Source organism: Ureibacillus thermosphaericus (assembly GCF_012396605.1).
GTDB lineage: Bacteria > Bacillota > Bacilli > Bacillales_A > Planococcaceae > Ureibacillus > Ureibacillus thermosphaericus.
This window is the reverse complement of record NZ_JAAXPW010000031.1, coordinates 21,263-36,080: the sequence shown is the minus strand read 5'-3', so window position 1 is coordinate 36,080 and position 14,818 is coordinate 21,263. Positions and strand designations below refer to the sequence as shown.

General features: G+C 36.4%; 18 protein-coding genes and 2 pseudogenes. 12 read left to right on the top strand and 8 right to left on the bottom strand.

Annotated features, from left to right (window positions below; translation table 11 throughout):
* Positions 1-179 (top strand): annotated as a pseudogene (locus HF990_RS15150) (IS5/IS1182 family transposase); the annotation flags it as partial.
* 23 nt (positions 180-202) lie between these two features.
* Here HF990_RS15150 and HF990_RS11755 read toward each other — a convergent pair.
* Positions 203-1,555 (bottom strand): YjiH family protein, encoded by a 1,353-nt coding sequence (locus tag HF990_RS11755; protein ID WP_168412658.1) that lies wholly within the window; start codon positions 1,553-1,555, stop codon positions 203-205.
* A 340-nt stretch (positions 1,556-1,895) separates the two neighbouring features.
* Here HF990_RS11755 and HF990_RS11750 point away from each other — a divergent pair, with 340 nt between their 5' ends.
* Positions 1,896-2,192, top strand: coding sequence for a hypothetical protein (locus tag HF990_RS11750; RefSeq protein WP_096550287.1), 297 nt, complete (start codon positions 1,896-1,898; stop codon positions 2,190-2,192).
* Positions 2,193-2,981: 789 nt separating this feature from the next.
* Here HF990_RS11750 and HF990_RS11745 read toward each other — a convergent pair.
* Positions 2,982-3,218, bottom strand: a pseudogene (locus tag HF990_RS11745) (helix-turn-helix domain-containing protein); the annotation flags it as partial.
* A 226-nt stretch (positions 3,219-3,444) separates the two neighbouring features.
* Here HF990_RS11745 and HF990_RS11740 point away from each other — a divergent pair.
* Both HF990_RS11740 and HF990_RS11735 read left to right on the top strand, forming a co-directional pair.
* The gene (locus tag HF990_RS11740; RefSeq protein WP_168412657.1) at positions 3,445-3,633 is read left to right on the top strand and encodes a hypothetical protein; all 189 of its coding nucleotides are present in this window, start codon (positions 3,445-3,447) and stop codon (positions 3,631-3,633) included.
* Positions 3,611-3,916, top strand: coding sequence for a hypothetical protein (locus HF990_RS11735; protein ID WP_168412656.1), 306 nt, complete (start codon positions 3,611-3,613; stop codon positions 3,914-3,916). Before HF990_RS11740 ends, HF990_RS11735 begins: the two co-directional genes overlap by 23 nt.
* 485 nt (positions 3,917-4,401) lie before the next feature.
* On the opposite strand, the gene bshB2 is transcribed toward HF990_RS11735, so the two are convergent.
* From bshB2 to thiD, 3 genes are all read right to left on the bottom strand, one after another.
* Positions 4,402-5,079 carry a bacillithiol biosynthesis deacetylase BshB2 gene (gene bshB2 / locus HF990_RS11730; RefSeq protein WP_168412655.1) on the bottom strand — a complete coding sequence of 226 codons (678 nt, stop codon included), beginning with the start codon at positions 5,077-5,079 and terminating at the stop codon, positions 4,402-4,404.
* A 13-nt stretch (positions 5,080-5,092) separates the two neighbouring features.
* Complete coding sequence (locus tag HF990_RS11725) at positions 5,093-5,440, bottom strand: YojF family protein (protein ID WP_096550291.1); 348 nt, start codon at positions 5,438-5,440, stop codon at positions 5,093-5,095.
* Between the two features lie 214 nt (positions 5,441-5,654).
* Entirely contained in the window at positions 5,655-6,488 is an 834-nt protein-coding gene (gene thiD / locus HF990_RS11720; protein WP_168412654.1) for a bifunctional hydroxymethylpyrimidine kinase/phosphomethylpyrimidine kinase, read from the bottom strand.
* A 218-nt stretch (positions 6,489-6,706) separates the two neighbouring features.
* On the opposite strand from thiD, the gene HF990_RS11715 reads away from it, so the two are divergent.
* From HF990_RS11715 to HF990_RS11690, 6 genes are all read left to right on the top strand, one after another.
* Positions 6,707-7,384 (top strand): uracil-DNA glycosylase, encoded by a 678-nt coding sequence (locus tag HF990_RS11715; RefSeq protein WP_016837308.1) that lies wholly within the window; start codon positions 6,707-6,709, stop codon positions 7,382-7,384.
* 97 nt (positions 7,385-7,481) lie between these two features.
* Positions 7,482-7,661: a uracil-DNA glycosylase gene (locus HF990_RS11710; RefSeq protein WP_168412653.1), complete on the top strand. Its 180-nt coding sequence runs from the start codon at positions 7,482-7,484 to the stop codon at positions 7,659-7,661.
* The gene (locus HF990_RS11705; RefSeq protein WP_168412652.1) at positions 7,658-7,948 is read left to right on the top strand and encodes a YwdI family protein; all 291 of its coding nucleotides are present in this window, start codon (positions 7,658-7,660) and stop codon (positions 7,946-7,948) included. Before HF990_RS11710 ends, HF990_RS11705 begins: the two co-directional genes overlap by 4 nt.
* A 29-nt stretch (positions 7,949-7,977) precedes the next feature.
* Entirely contained in the window at positions 7,978-8,361 is a 384-nt protein-coding gene (locus tag HF990_RS11700) for a DUF423 domain-containing protein (RefSeq protein ID WP_016837303.1), read from the top strand.
* Between the two features lie 187 nt (positions 8,362-8,548).
* Positions 8,549-9,727: a M20 family metallopeptidase gene (locus HF990_RS11695; RefSeq protein ID WP_016837302.1), complete on the top strand. Its 1,179-nt coding sequence runs from the start codon at positions 8,549-8,551 to the stop codon at positions 9,725-9,727.
* Between the two features lie 99 nt (positions 9,728-9,826).
* Complete coding sequence (locus HF990_RS11690; RefSeq protein WP_168412651.1) at positions 9,827-11,497, top strand: methyl-accepting chemotaxis protein; 1,671 nt, start codon at positions 9,827-9,829, stop codon at positions 11,495-11,497.
* Positions 11,498-11,676: 179 nt separating this feature from the next.
* Here the strand turns inward: HF990_RS11690 and HF990_RS11685 are convergent, their stop codons facing one another.
* Positions 11,677-12,108, bottom strand: a complete 432-nt coding sequence (locus tag HF990_RS11685) for a spore coat protein GerQ (protein WP_016837300.1) — start codon at positions 12,106-12,108, stop codon at positions 11,677-11,679.
* 30 nt (positions 12,109-12,138) lie between these two features.
* Entirely contained in the window at positions 12,139-12,507 is a 369-nt protein-coding gene (locus HF990_RS11680; protein WP_210730808.1) for a cell wall hydrolase, read from the bottom strand.
* A 335-nt stretch (positions 12,508-12,842) separates the two neighbouring features.
* On the opposite strand from HF990_RS11680, the gene HF990_RS11675 reads away from it, so the two are divergent.
* Positions 12,843-13,013 carry a hypothetical protein gene (locus HF990_RS11675; protein ID WP_016837298.1) on the top strand — a complete coding sequence of 57 codons (171 nt, stop codon included), beginning with the start codon at positions 12,843-12,845 and terminating at the stop codon, positions 13,011-13,013.
* Positions 13,014-13,045: 32 nt separating this feature from the next.
* Here HF990_RS11675 and hemQ read toward each other — a convergent pair whose 3' ends face one another.
* A complete protein-coding gene (gene hemQ, locus HF990_RS11670; RefSeq protein ID WP_096550296.1) occupies positions 13,046-13,798 on the bottom strand; it encodes a hydrogen peroxide-dependent heme synthase in 753 nt (250 codons plus the stop codon).
* Positions 13,799-13,979: 181 nt separating this feature from the next.
* Here hemQ and HF990_RS11665 point away from each other — a divergent pair, with 181 nt between their 5' ends.
* Positions 13,980-14,813 carry a lipoate--protein ligase family protein gene (locus HF990_RS11665; RefSeq protein WP_016837296.1) on the top strand — a complete coding sequence of 278 codons (834 nt, stop codon included), beginning with the start codon at positions 13,980-13,982 and terminating at the stop codon, positions 14,811-14,813.
* Positions 14,814-14,818: the final 5 nt, after the last annotated feature.

Sequence of the window (14,818 nt, the reverse complement as noted above, 5' to 3'; positions counted from 1 at the left end):
CTCGATTTTCCGTCCGAGGCAAATCGAAGGTGGAAAATGAAATGGGGATTGCCTTAATGGCCGTGAATTTACGGAAATACACGGCCAACAAAGATCAACTGACCAAAAATAATGGAGAGAAATGGAAAAGGGAGAATTTGAGTTGGCTCAAATTCTCCTTTTTCCTATCTAGAAGCTAGTTTTGTCCCAGCCCCCACATAAGTTAAAAGATTAAGTGAGCGATGAAAGCAACTATCGGTATTGAAATGATTGTGCGAATTAAGAAGATAATAAACAAATCCCAAATTTTTAATGGAAGTTTTGTACCTAAAATCAAGCCACCAACTTCAGACATATAAATTAATTGCGTAACAGAAATTGTTGCGATAAAGAAACGAGTTAATTCAGACTCGATTCCAGCTCCTAATATAGAAGGAAGCAACATATCCGCGAATCCAATAATCATTGTTTGGGCAGCTTCGTCTGCGTAAGGAATTTGGAACAATTGCAAAATCGGTTCGAATGGCATTCCTAAAATTTTAAAGAAACTAGTATATTCTGCAAGAATTAATGCTATTGTACCGAATGCCATGATGACCGGTGTAATGGCAAACCACATTTCCAAAACATTTTTAAAGCCTGAGCGAACCACATTTAATAAATTTCGATTGCTATGGGCTTTATCTAACGCATTTTGTAGGCCAAAAGTAAATGAATTAAATCCTTCCGGAACATCTTCACGGCGACTTTCTGGAGTAGATCCGTCAAAATTCGTATCCGGTTTATTTCGTAAAGGATAGATTCTTGGCATAATGACAGCCAAGATTAAACCAACTAAAATGACCGTACCGTAAAATTGCAAGAAATAATGGCCAAGATCTACCGTTTCAACAATTACAAAACAGAAAGTAATCGAAACGACGGAAAAGGTAGTGGCGATTGTAGCAGCCTCTCTCGCTGTATAGTTTCCTTGCTCATATTGTCTACTTGTGAGAAGCACACCAATTGTGCCGTCTCCAACCCAAGAAGCCAAACAGTCAATAGCAGCTCGTCCAGGAATTTTAAAAATTGGACGCATAATTTTTACCATCATGGAACCAAAAAATTCTAATAGCCCGAAATCTGTCAAAAGCGGTAACAATAATCCAGCAAAAAAGAATAATGAAAACATCATTGTTACTAAGCCGCCATCAGGATTTAATAACAAGCCAGATGTGTTTTCACTAGTGAAGGCTTCAGGTCCAATTTGGAATAAATATAACGTTGCAAATACGACCGCTAAAACTCGCATTACTGTCCAGAATGCATGAGTACGGAATAAAGCATCGAAAATCGTCACTTTTCCTGATTGTGGTACAAAGTGCATCACAATAGATCCAACAGCAGCAATAATAAAGACAACATACGCAAACCAATGGATAAAGGTTACGATATTAGCAGAAAGACCGTTCGCCAAAAGTGCGATTGGAACCTTAAGTCCATCTGGCGTACTAACAGGAATAATGAATAAAAAGATACCTAAAATCGAAAGACATAAAAATAAAAACCATGTATATGGATGAAATTTTTTTACCATAATAAACCCCTCATTAATTTTTGTTGCATATTTATACACTATAAATGGTATTTATACTGATGTCTATATAAATAGAAAAAATAATAGTATTTCGAAAATTTTATACTTTTTGTCTTTTATACTACACTAAAATAGCAAAAAACTGCATAAAAGAGAAGAGGGTAAATAAATAAACACCATTTGTGAAAAAATGGTGTTTTTTTTGATGTGCGCCCGGCATGTACATGAACTATAGGGTGTAAGTCCCGAACCCCGAAGACAGAAGTAGAGGTTAGCTCAACGAAAGGGTGTCCGTGGTGACGCGGAATCTGAAGGAAGCTGGAGGCAAAACACCGGTCAAATGTTAGCGGTATTAACTAAACGTGACGATATAGTAACGGCACATATGATTTATTTGTCAAAATTAGATGATATGGGCGTTAGTGAGAAAGAAAATGAGGAAACAATTCGCTTTGAAAGTCCTTTCAAATTTAATGGGGAAAAAGTTGTCGGATTAGTATTACCTAGGGTACAAAATTTAAAAAAAGGAAAAAAGGATCTACTGGAACTTTTAGTTTACTTTGCTGACATAGAGAAATGGAAATTAGAAGCTATGGAAGAAGTGAAGTACGATAAAATCAATATCTTGTTTTCTTAACTTGATTTTTGCAGAAACACGTAACGGATTTCAATAAAAAGTCTCGGAATTACTTTTCCCAGTATAACCATTTAAAGGTTTTTCTGGTACATTGGTTTATATTGATATTTTTAAGAAATTAATTGTAATTTCTTCACAAACCCTTCTTCGTATATAGATAGTTTTTGAAAATTATCATCATCAATTAACTCTGTGAACTTAATAGCGTCGATTAAGTATTTTCTGTTTCGATTATCTAAATCACGTATGATTCTATCTGGAAAAACGTGCTGAATTATTAATGTTGCTTTATCGAAACTAATATTTAGTTCAGGGTAATTGTACATATCAGAGGTAACTTGAAAATAATAATCTCTAACAAGTGCTGTATATTCTTTGCCTTTTCACTATACAAAGGCATAGCACCCTCGTATCTGAATTGGATCACTGGATAACCGTTAACCATTATTGGCTGGGCGAATTGCTCGATTGGTCTGTTTAGCATATTTTTTGGGAGTTCAACTTGCACTACTTGTTCCAAATACAAACTTGTTCTTATACGTTCTAAGTTTTTTAATGTAAGTCCGATCATAGAAAACATCCTTTCTTGGAATTTTTGTAAAACACTGATTATATAAAGCTTTTTAGGTGAATACGTCAGACGTTATTCCATCTTCTTATTTCACAACGTCAGACGTAACTACAACAAAACCTTATAATATCAACGTTTGTGAAAGGAATTTACGTCATAACTATAAGGAATTAATAAAACATGATGTTATTTACTTTCCAATATTCGAGATATTCATTAGGGAACTCCGCACGATCTTCAAAAAAGTTCTTATAAGCATTTTGCAAATGGATCTGTGCATTTGCTAAAGCTAAAGAATCCACCTCTTTTAGAAACGGGAATTCTTTCTTATTTTTTGCTGGTGTCGGAAACTTTTGCTTTTTAAGCGTTTCCTTATCGTCTTTGAACTTCTCATATGTTTCTTTACGTTCTGCTAGCATCTTGTTGTAGACAAAACGAACACAACCAAAAGTTTGCATAAATCTAAATAATTATAGTTTATGAGGACTGAATAAGGTAAAAATATTTCACTCAAATCGATTCTTCTTTCTTCATAATTCAACATTGGCCTTTCAATATTTAAAGGAGCCTCACAAACATCGTATTCTATTAATTCATTAACAGAATAACCATACTGACAAACTTTAATTTTTATCATAATCATCCCTACTTTCGTATTTTTTAAAAGGTGGCCGTGATAGATTGTTTTATATATTTTTGATATTTTTCCAATTACTTGAATATATTGTAATTGTAGTAGTATATTCAAAGGAGGAAATAAAATTCATAATCAACAATGAAGCGGAGCTAATGAAAAATATTACACAATCAGAATTCGAACAAGTAAACAAAATATTAGAAGAAGTTAATGCACATCAAGACGGCTTCTAAAAGTGAAGAAGGAAAAAGAGGTATAAAAGTATATTGGAATCATGTGGAAATTTACCTTACAAAAACCGATGTTAATGCTATACTAAAAGGCGGAGTATCAGGTGGAACTGCTGCTTTAGGTGCTTTAATTGGTAGTTATGGTGGCATCCCGGGAGCTATTGGAGGTGCTGCTATAGGTGCTGCTGCTGCAACAATTATTAATGAATATATAGATGCGGTTCCACTAGTGATTTATATCCCATATTTGAACCCGACTACCGGTGTAAGAGTTTATAAACAGTAAATTAATTTTAAGTGAAAGGTGATTAACATAAAAAAAAGACTTTATCCTGCAATTTGTGCTGCTCTAGCTGTATTTTTAGTTAATTCCATCTTTGAATATTTCTTTAATGATTTATCACTTTCAATTAAAATTATATTAAATATGATATCTGCAGCAATAGGAGCAGTTTTCGGTGTTGCTATATTAAAAGAAAAACAAGACTAATACAATCAAGTAAGAGAGAATTAATCACTCTAATACAAAATTATAGGAATTAGAGAAAGAGGTCGGGACAACCCCCTCATCTAAACACATTATTTACACAGAACCCTTGGTAACTCCTATTGGAGAAACCAAGGGCCGAAAAGTCTTGAAGCTCGTTATGAAAACTTGCGTCAATTATCTTAATTGAACCGCCGTATACGGAACCGTACGTACGGTGGTGTGAGAGGACGGGAGTTAATCGCTCCCTCCTACTCGATTGTATAAAAAAGCATGCTTTTTAATTAATCAACAAACGAAATTGTATAAAACTTTTCATAATGGAACCAACTATCACTCATCGGTTGACCTTCATCAATCCTCTTTTGATTTTCTTCAACCATCCATGTTGTTTGAGAATTATGAGCTAGTAATGCTTTTAATTTATCTTCCTTGACGGTTGTAATATCAATAATGACGTCTGGTTCTCCTTTTTCAGCGATTGTATTATTGGCAAATCCGACACCGTAAACAGTCGGGCGCTCATCTTTCGGCATTCGGCGAACTGCTTCAACAACTGCTCGGCCTGTGGCTTCATGATCTGGGTGAACGCTGTAATTTGGCAAGAATGTGATGATGAGAGAAGGGTTCAATTCCGAAATTAAATCTTGAACGAGCTTCACCATTTTTTCATCGTCTTCAAATTCAATCGTTTTGTCTCGGAAGCCCATCATTCGTAAATCTTCTATCCCCATTACTTTGCATGCTTCTTGCAATTCTTTTCGACGAATTTCAGGCAATGATTCACGGGTAGCGAAAGGAGGATTCCCAAGATTGCGTCCCATTTCTCCTAAAGTTAAACAAGCGTATGTAACGGGAACTCCCATATTGCGATATAGTCGAATGACGCCGGCAGATGAAAAAGCTTCATCATCTGGATGTGGAAAAACAACTAAAACATGGCGCTGTGGTTTTAAAGTCATATTAATCCCCTCCTTAAGTAAATGGCGTTTCGCTAATTTCTAGTGCAATCGCTAATTTTCCTTCGTGGTTTAACCCAGCCATTAATAGTCTACCTTGTTCATCTAATTCATAATGGGTAATCCCTTGCGCATAAACCCATCCGTTTTCCAATTTAAGCCCGACGCGGTGGGGATTATCATTGATGACTTTTCCATGTTCATATCGAATTTTCGCGTTGCGGATAAATGCGCTGGCATTAAAAAATTGTTCGTTATAGTGAGTGGCATAAGAGCCATTTGTCGTTTCGAGGTGTATATAAACATCTTTATTTGCAAATGAGTCAATTAACTTTTGAAGCTCTAGCACATCAACTTCCTTCATTCTCATTCCCCTTTCCAGAGACTTATGTTATTAGTATAGTAAAAAATTTCACTCGATGAAAAGAAAAAGCAATGCGAATGAAAAATATTGAAATGAATGAAAAACACCCGTACATTTTCATTGTACGGGTGTTTTCTTAATAAAATGCTATTTTTTTGAAATTTCATTGCTTTTGGGGAATGGATGAATGTCATTGGGAAAGTGTATTTGGAAATTAAATTTCTTTTATTGTAACTTTTGGAGCTCCAAATACGTTTTTTGCTCCATGCATCACTGGACCAACATATTGATTCAATCGCCAGCCGTGCTGAATTGCTGCTGCAACAAATTCTTTTGAAGCAACAACTGCTTCTTGTATGGATAAGCCATTTGCTAAATTTGCAGTAATGCTTGCTGCGAAAGTACAGCCTGCGCCGTGATTATAATTTGTTTCAATAGGGTCCGTCTCTAATGCATAAAACTTGTCCCCATCGAAAAATAAATCAATGGCTTTTTCTGTTCCGAGAGAACGGCCACCTTTAATAACCACATTTTTTGCACCTAATGCATGAATTTTTTCTGCCGCCTCTTTCATTTCTTCAATGTTTTTTGGTGTTTTCATTCCAGCTAATTGTCCCGCTTCAAACAAGTTTGGAGTTGTGACAAGGGCAAGAGGTAGAAGATATTGAATCATGGCATCCACATTACCTGGGTTTAATACTTCATCTTCCCCTTTACATACCATCACTGGATCAATTACAACATTATTAGTTCCTGATTGTTGAATGCCTTCTGCCGCAACCTGAATCACTTCTTCATTAGGAAGCATTCCAGTTTTCACTGCATCAATGCCGGTAGAAATGGCCGTTTTTAGTTGTTCTTTCAATACATCAATAGGCAATGTATATACACTATGTCTCCAACCATGATCTGGATCCATTGTTGCAATGCAAGTTAAAGCTTGTATTCCATAAGTGCCGTATTCTTGGAAAGTTTTTAAATCTGCGTGAGTTCCGGCGCCGCCTGATGCATCAGACCCAGCAATTGTTAATGTTTTCTTCAATGTCAATTTGCTCAACTCCTACTTAATGATTGTGTTTTTAGTATATACCTAATCTGACTTTATAAAAATGGTCAGAATGATAAAAAATGATGTAGCCAGAACGCAACTAGCTAGGTATAAAATATAAATAAAGAGAAAGTTTCCCAAAGCGTGTCCGAACAGATTATATAAAACTATTGATAATCTTCACGTAATCAAGTAGGTTGAAAGAGAGGTGTTCTGATTTGAAAAAAGTATTCAATAATGACTGGCAAGAAATTTTGCAAGATGAATTCGAAAAAACTTACTACAAAAATTTAAGAAAATTTGTAGCTGAAGAATATAGTACAAAAATTGTTTATCCGCCAATTGATGAAGTGATGAGTGCTTTTTACTCTGTTCCATACAAAGATGTAAAAGTTGTCATTTTAGGTCAAGATCCATATCACGGACCTGGACAAGCTCACGGCATGTGTTTTTCTGTTAAACCAGGTGTGCCTCATCCACCAAGTCTACGAAATATATTCCTTGAATTACATAATGATTTAGGCTGTCCTATTCCCAAGGACGGCTATTTAATGAAATGGGCGAAACAAGGAGTATTCTTATTAAACACGGTGTTGACAGTGAGACAAGGGGAGGCCAACTCCCATAAAGGTATGGGCTGGGAGCAATTTACCGATACAGTTATTGAAAAATTAGCAGAGCGGCAAGACCCAATCGTTTTTGTATTATGGGGAAGACCTGCACAAATGAAAAGGGCAATCATTCAACGAAAGGGGTCTCATCACTGCATTTTACAAGCGCCCCATCCAAGCCCATTAAGCGCTCATCGCGGATTTTTCGGGAGTAGACCTTTCTCTAAAATCAACGCACAGTTAATTGAATGGGGAAAAGAACCAATTGATTGGTGTTTAACATAAAATGAGCACCAACTTTTTAGAAAGTTTTTGAACAACTTTGATTGAACTTTTCACAACATTGGAAATTTGGTAGAGTGAAATAAAAGGTGGGTTTCCCATGAAAGTCAACTGTTTTAAGTGTAAATATTTTAAAGTAACGTGGGATCCAAACAATCCACGAGGTTGTACAGCTTATCAATTCAAAACAAGACAATTACCGTCTGTTGTTGTAAAACAATCTTCCGGGATGGATTGTTTAAAGTTTGAACGAAAGGAATTACAGGGGGAAAGAAAATGATTTCCTACGAAAGATTGTTTAACGAAATTGAACGTTATGTGGTACAAGCAAAACAAACGACTAGTGAACAAGAGTTACGTGAATTGTTGAGCGCCATTCGAGCGTTATGTGATGTAGCATTAAACTCAGAAAAACGACCAACGTCCTTTGCCCAAAAAGACCAAGTGCAAAGTTATGTGCAAAGGCAAATACCAAGCTATGTGCAAGTATCTCACGGAAATCAACTTCCCCCTTCAACGAAACTAGATGAAGAGGATGCAAACGGGGAATCAATTTTTGATTTTTAAAAATAAAAATAAAAAAGAGGTTTTGTAAAATGAAAGGTTCTATTATAACAGGTGCAGTATTTGGCTTTTTAGCGGTTGCATTAGGAGCATTCGGTGCACATGCATTAAAAGAAGTATTGGATGACTATGGTGCAGGAATTTGGGATACTGCTGTTCAATATCAAATGTTTCATGCAGCGGGCATCGTTCTAGTGGGTATTTTAATGCATCCAAGATTAATAGGAGATACGTCTCCTTTAAAATGGTCGTTTCTCACTATGTCCATTGGTATTTTATTCTTCTCTGGCAGTTTATACATACTCGCTGTTTCGGGTATCGGAATTTTAGGTGCTATTACCCCAATCGGTGGAGTATTATTTTTAACAGGATGGGTTTTGCTCATCATTGGTATAGCAAAAAGCAGAATTTACTAATCAAAACTTTAGCAGTTTGAAGTCCATGTGAACGGCTTTAAGCTGCTTTTTTTATGGTTTTAGGAATATATTAAAGAAAGTATAAAAAGTATAATTTGATATTCCGCAATATTTCGACACATTCTATGGTGCTTATTCATGGTACGATAATATGTAAAAGGACGCAACTTGGAAAGGGGTTTTTACATTGGAAAAATTATTGCTATTGTTAGATCGATACTATGAGGAAATGGTTTCCATTCGAAGATATTTACATGCAAATCCAGAGCTATCTTTTCAAGAAGTGCACACACCTCAATATATTGCGAATTTCCATCGTGAAATAGGCCTTGAAGTTCGAGAAGGAGTCGGTGGAAGAGGAGTTGTAGCCACTTTACGTGGAGCAAAACCTGGAAAAACAGTGGCGCTCAGGGCTGACTTTGATGCATTGCCAATCCAAGAAGAAAACGATATCCCTTATAAATCAAAGGTAGATGGAGTTATGCATGCTTGTGGGCATGACGGTCATACGGCAACGCTCTTAATATTAGCTAAAGCACTTTACGAAATGAGGGAAGAAATCAGCGGGAATATTGTGTTCATTCATCAATTTGCGGAAGAAGTGCTTCCGGGCGGTGCAAAACCGATGATTGAAGATGGTTGTTTAGATGGGGTAGATGTGATTTTCGGAACGCATCTTTGGGCTCCTACGCCATTAGGAGAAATCCATGTAAAAAGTGGTGCGATTATGGCAGCTCCAGATATGTTCGAAGTGACAATTCATGGTAAAGGTGGACATGGAGCAGAGCCTCATAATGCTATAGATTCCATCGTCCTTGGTGCTCAATATGTAAGCCAGTTGCAAACCATCATTTCGCGAAGAATTAGTCCACTCAAACAAGCGGTCATTACGGTAGGACAATTTGAAGCTGGGAAAGCGTACAATATTATTTCGGAAAAAGCTACATTAAAAGGAACTGTCCGTACACTCGATGAAGAGGTGCGCAATCAAATTGAAAAAGAGTTGGAATCTCTGCTTAAAGCGATATGTGATGGAGCAAATGCGACTTATGAATTTAAATATACGAGAGGTTATCCTGCCGTTGTGAATCATCCAGATGAAACAGCCTTTTTAGCTGATATTGCAAAAGCCATTTCTGAAGTAAATCAAGTAAAAGAATGTGAACCATTGATGGTTGGAGAAGACTTTGCTTATTATTTGCAAAAAGTGCCCGGTACATTTTTTATAACTGGTGCAAAACACCCGGATTGGGAAACAGCATATCCACATCATCATCCAAAATTTAATTTTGATGAACGGGCGATGTTAATTGCTGCAAAAACGATGGGACTTGCTACACTATCTTATTTGGAAAATAGAAAATAATATTAATTTTTATAAAATCTTCCTTATATCTAATAAAAAATGAAAAAGAAAATAGTATAATAGACTTATAGTATATTTCCATATGATGAGGTGACCAGGATGAGCATCGGGGGAAAAATGAATGTAGCTTTTTATTCCTTAATCGGGCTACTGTGTATATCGATGATTGTTAGTTTTATAAATTTTAATAGAATCGATAATCAAGTAGATGAGGCATTAAATGAACGAGTGGTAGCGCTTCAAGAAGTCTCTTCAGTTCGTTATCAAGTAGCCAAACTTGATAATTCAATCACAAAATTTCTTCTTACGAAAGATTATTCCAATTATGAAATGGTCAGTGTATACACACAATTAATCGATCAGCAAATAGCAAAGTTAGAAGAATTAGCTGCTACCGATACGATGAAAGGTTATATTGATGAATTAAAGCAATATAAACAAGCATTTGATGCAGAGTTTGCCATAGTAAACGAAACGATTAATTATGAAGAATTAAATAACGAAAATATTCAATCCATTCGCCAAGGTCTTATTGATACGATTGATAAAATAACTCAATACCAGACGGAACAATTGGAAGAGATAAAAAAAGAAACCAATGATGCCATCTACTCATCCAACTTTACTGCCGTGATTGTCTTAATTGCCAGCTTAATTGTCAGCGGAATTTTAGTATATTTTGTACGAAAAACAATTACGTTACCTTTAAGAAAAGTAATGGAAGCAGTAAAAGTGGTTTCATCCGGTAATTTAACGGAAAAGGATTTAAAGGTGAATTCAAAAGATGAAATTGGCCAGCTTTCAAAAGCATTTAATACGATGAAAAATAATTTAAAAACACTCATTCAAAGCGTACAGCAAAACTCGGAACAATTAAGTGTTGCAGCACAACAGCTTTCTGTGAGTACTGAGGAAATTACTTCCACAAGTGAGGATATGTCTCGTCGCGTTAATTCGACAGCGGAAGTGGCTCAGACGAACTCTCAAGCGGCAAATGATTCCGCTCGAGCGATGGATGAAACAGCTATCGGCGTACAAAAAATTGCTGAATCCACTCAGCTTTTACATTCCAATTCTATAGATACGAGCAATATGGCCGTACACGGTGGAGAAATTATTCTACATGCAGAAAAACAAATGGATACCATTAGTCTTTCTACGAGCCTTGTTAATGATTTAGTTCAAAAATTGAGCAAACAAACAGAAGAAATTGAAAATATATCAAGGGTTATTGCTGAAATTACAGATCAAACGAATTTACTAGCGTTAAATGCTGCTATTGAAGCGGCTCGGGCAGGGGAACATGGAAAAGGATTTGCTGTAGTTGCTGAGGAAGTTCGTAAACTTGCAGAAGAATCAAAAGAATCGGCAAGTCAAATTACTGAACTGACGGTGGAAATTAAACGAGATACCGAAAATGTCGAAAAAGCTGTATCCAATTCATTACGTTCAGTGGAAGACGGCGTAAAAGTCATTTCAGAAGCAGGACAAAACTTCGCTAACATTGTGAAAGCAATTGAACAGATGAAAATCCAGATTGGGGAAATATCTGCAACAAGCGAACAAATTTCTGCAAGTGCTGAGGAGGTTTCTGCTGCGATCAATGAAATTTCCATTGCATCCACTGAATCTGCGAGCGAAATTCAAATGGTTGCTGCAAATATAGAAGAGCAGGCTGCAACAATCGAACAAGTGAATAAAGTGGCTGCCGAATTAAATGATAATGCTCAAAACTTACAAAAGGAAATCAGAAAATTCCGCATCGAATAAAAGGATTAACGACTTGTCCGAATAATCCATAAAAAAGAGCGAATAAGGAAATGTAAAGTTTCCATTCGCTCTTTTTAATTTTGTGTAGTCTATTAGTCTAATAGTCGATGTTTGACGAAAATGTGTAGCGTTAGAAATTAAGTAATTGCATTTTAGTTGAAAATGTAGATTTTGTTTCACTAACGCTGAGGTCTAGTCGGTGTATTAATATATCTAAATCCTTCTTCAAATCGCGCATAGTCAAAGTAAATCATTGGTAATAAGTATACGTGATTTGTATTCGCTTCTCGAATCACCGCATGATCTCGACCGGCTTGCATGACTACTCCGCGAATGCGCAATGTATTTCCTTTGTTTTCGCTTGGATTTTCTGCACTTGGGAATGTGAAAGAAAATGTACCTGTTACACCGATATTTTCACGTAAAATGTTTTCAATGTAAGATTCCTCTGTTTGTCTACCCCCAGTACCAGGCAACACAGTTCCGGAAGGTGTCATCCAATTTCCGCTTTGTACAGAAGGTGGCGTTTGCTGCATTTGGCCTTGGCCAATAAATGGTTGTTGATAGTATTGATTTCCCGATGCACCAGGACCCCAATAATAGTAAGTCACTCAAAACACCCTTTCATAATAATTTAATGCTTAAATACCAGGACAAACGCCTTCAGCAGGTGCAAAAAAACAGTGGGACTTATAACGACCGGTATTCCATTGTCCATACCATTGAGCAGGGCAGCTTCCTGTAGGCATGAAAAACCAAAGAGCTCTGTCGCCAGGAACGAAGCGTTCTCCATTAATCACTCTGCGTGCTAATGCAATATCTTGCGGACGTGCTCGTTGGTAAAAATAACTTTTTTGTACTGCCTCAAAACCACCAGGGCTTTGATAAACCATATCTTCAATGGACCGTATGTTTTTAAAATCTAGACAGTCTGCCCGTACCCGATTCACCCCTACATTCCCAACTAACAACATGCCAAGGTCTCCATCTCCTTCTGCTTCGGCTCTCATCAATCGAGCAAGTAAGGCAACTTGCGCTTCATTAGTTGCAATGACGGCGATTTTTCATACCTCCTCAAAATAATGTATGCAAGCCATCACGAATCAGAATAAAATTTGCAAAAAATGTTTCATTTACTTGAATAAAGATATTTTACGGCATGGAGTTGTATAAAGTGAGACTCATATCAATAAACTAGAATTGAAAAGTTTGACGTGTTTCGACATGCAACACTATTGAATAGAATATGAGTAGAGGTGTTAGTTTGTGACGAATTGGGGAATAGATAATACTAAATAGAGGGGAGAAGAGAGCAACTAGATTATTTTAGTGGGAGTTGGTGAAATTGCAATTAGGTGTATGGATTGGGATTGTCGTCAGTGCTATTTTGGCGTTTATTATTGCAAGTTTCTTCAATCAACCGCTCCATTGGTATCTGTTTATTTTAATTCTTTTCATCGGCTTTTTACTTCAAACAATCATTATGATTTTAAAAACGCCTGATGAAAATGAATGAGCGAGACGCAACAACACGTCTCGCTTTTTTAATTACCGAATTTCAAGTAATTTTGCGAATTTTTCTTGATCTAATAAGTTGCCAACGAGGAACTCGCCAAATTCTCCGAAGCGGGCAGAAGCTTCATCAAAGCGCATTTCATAAACAATTTTCTTAAATTGAAGCATATCATCTGAGAATAATGTTACGCCCCATTCGTGGTCATCTAAACCAGTAGAACCAGAAATAATTTGTTTTACTTTTCCAGCATATTTGCGTCCAATTTCACCATGAGAGCGCATTAAATTACGGCGTTCAGACATTGGCAACATGTACCAGTTGTCATTACCTTGACGGCGCTTGTCCATTGGATAGAAACAAACATATTTAGTTCGAGGTAGTTCCGGATATAAACGTGAACGAACATATGGATTTTGATATGGATCTTCGTTCGAATCGCTTGCTAAATAGTTTGAGAGTTCCACAACAGAGAAATAAGTATATGTTGGAATTGTAAAATCAGCTATTTTTAATTTATTAAATTCTGTTTCTAATTCGTGAATTTCTTCAGGCGTTTCACGAAGAATCATTAACATAAAGTCCGCTTTTTGGCCAATTGTAGAATAAAAGGCATGAGAGCCAGTTTTAGCTTCGTGAACTTGATTTAATTTATCTAGATATTGATTAAATTCTTCAATCGCTGCTTGGCGTTCCTCTTCAGAGATTAATTTCCAAGAAGCCCAATCCATTGCACGAAAATCGTGCAGACAGTACCAGCCATCTAAAGTTAATGCTGCTTCGCTCATTGCTTTAACACTCCTTCGAATTGATAATCATTCACAATAATCTTAGCATAAATTATAAAATATTCCTTGCAAATAAACTTAAAATTAATGAACCTTTCATGAAATCGTTTACTTTCATTCAAAAATACTTTTGTGTATCCTTGAAATAGAGACGCTTATTAATATACAAGGAGTATATACAATGCAAACATTATTACAGCAAAAAACGTGGCGTTTTATCGATCAGTCAATGTCTTTTAACCGTACCCCACTCGAGTCTTTTGCGATGGATGATACCCTTTGCCATTTAGTGGGCCAAGGCTTGTCTTTTCCAGTTGTTCGCACATGGGTGCATCATCCTTACGTTGTACTTGGTATTCAGGATCATCGTATGCCATACATTCAAGAGGGAATTGAAGGATTAAAAAAAGCACATTATGAAGCGATTGTCCGAAATTCCGGTGGTCTTGCAGTTGTACTCGATCGAGGCGTATTAAATATTTCCATTGTCCTTTCAGAAGCACCAGGTTCCATTAGTATAAATACTGGCTATGAATTAATGTTTCAATTTATTAAGTTGTTATTTTCAGAAGCTGCACATCAAATCGAAGCCTATGAAATTGTCGGCTCATATTGCCCAGGTTCATATGATTTAAGCATCGGAGGAAAAAAGTTTGCAGGGATTTCTCAACGTCGAATACGAAATGGGGTTGCTGTACAGATTTATTTATGTATTGAAGGAAGTGGAAGCGAGCGAGCAGAACTTATTCGGGCATTGTATGAAACGAGTTTAAAAGATGTACAAACTAAATTCCAATATCCGAACGTTCAGCCGGAAGTGATGGCTAGTTTAAGCGAGTTGTTAAATCGCTCCATTACTGTTCAAGAAACAGTCTTCCAAGTTCAACAATTGCTCGCTTCACTTTCTGGAAACGTTTTGTTTCAGCCGCTGGTGGAGGAGGAATTAGATTTATATTCTTTTTATTTAAAGAGAGTATTGGAGCGTAATGACAAATTGATTGGAAAAAATAAGTAGATGTG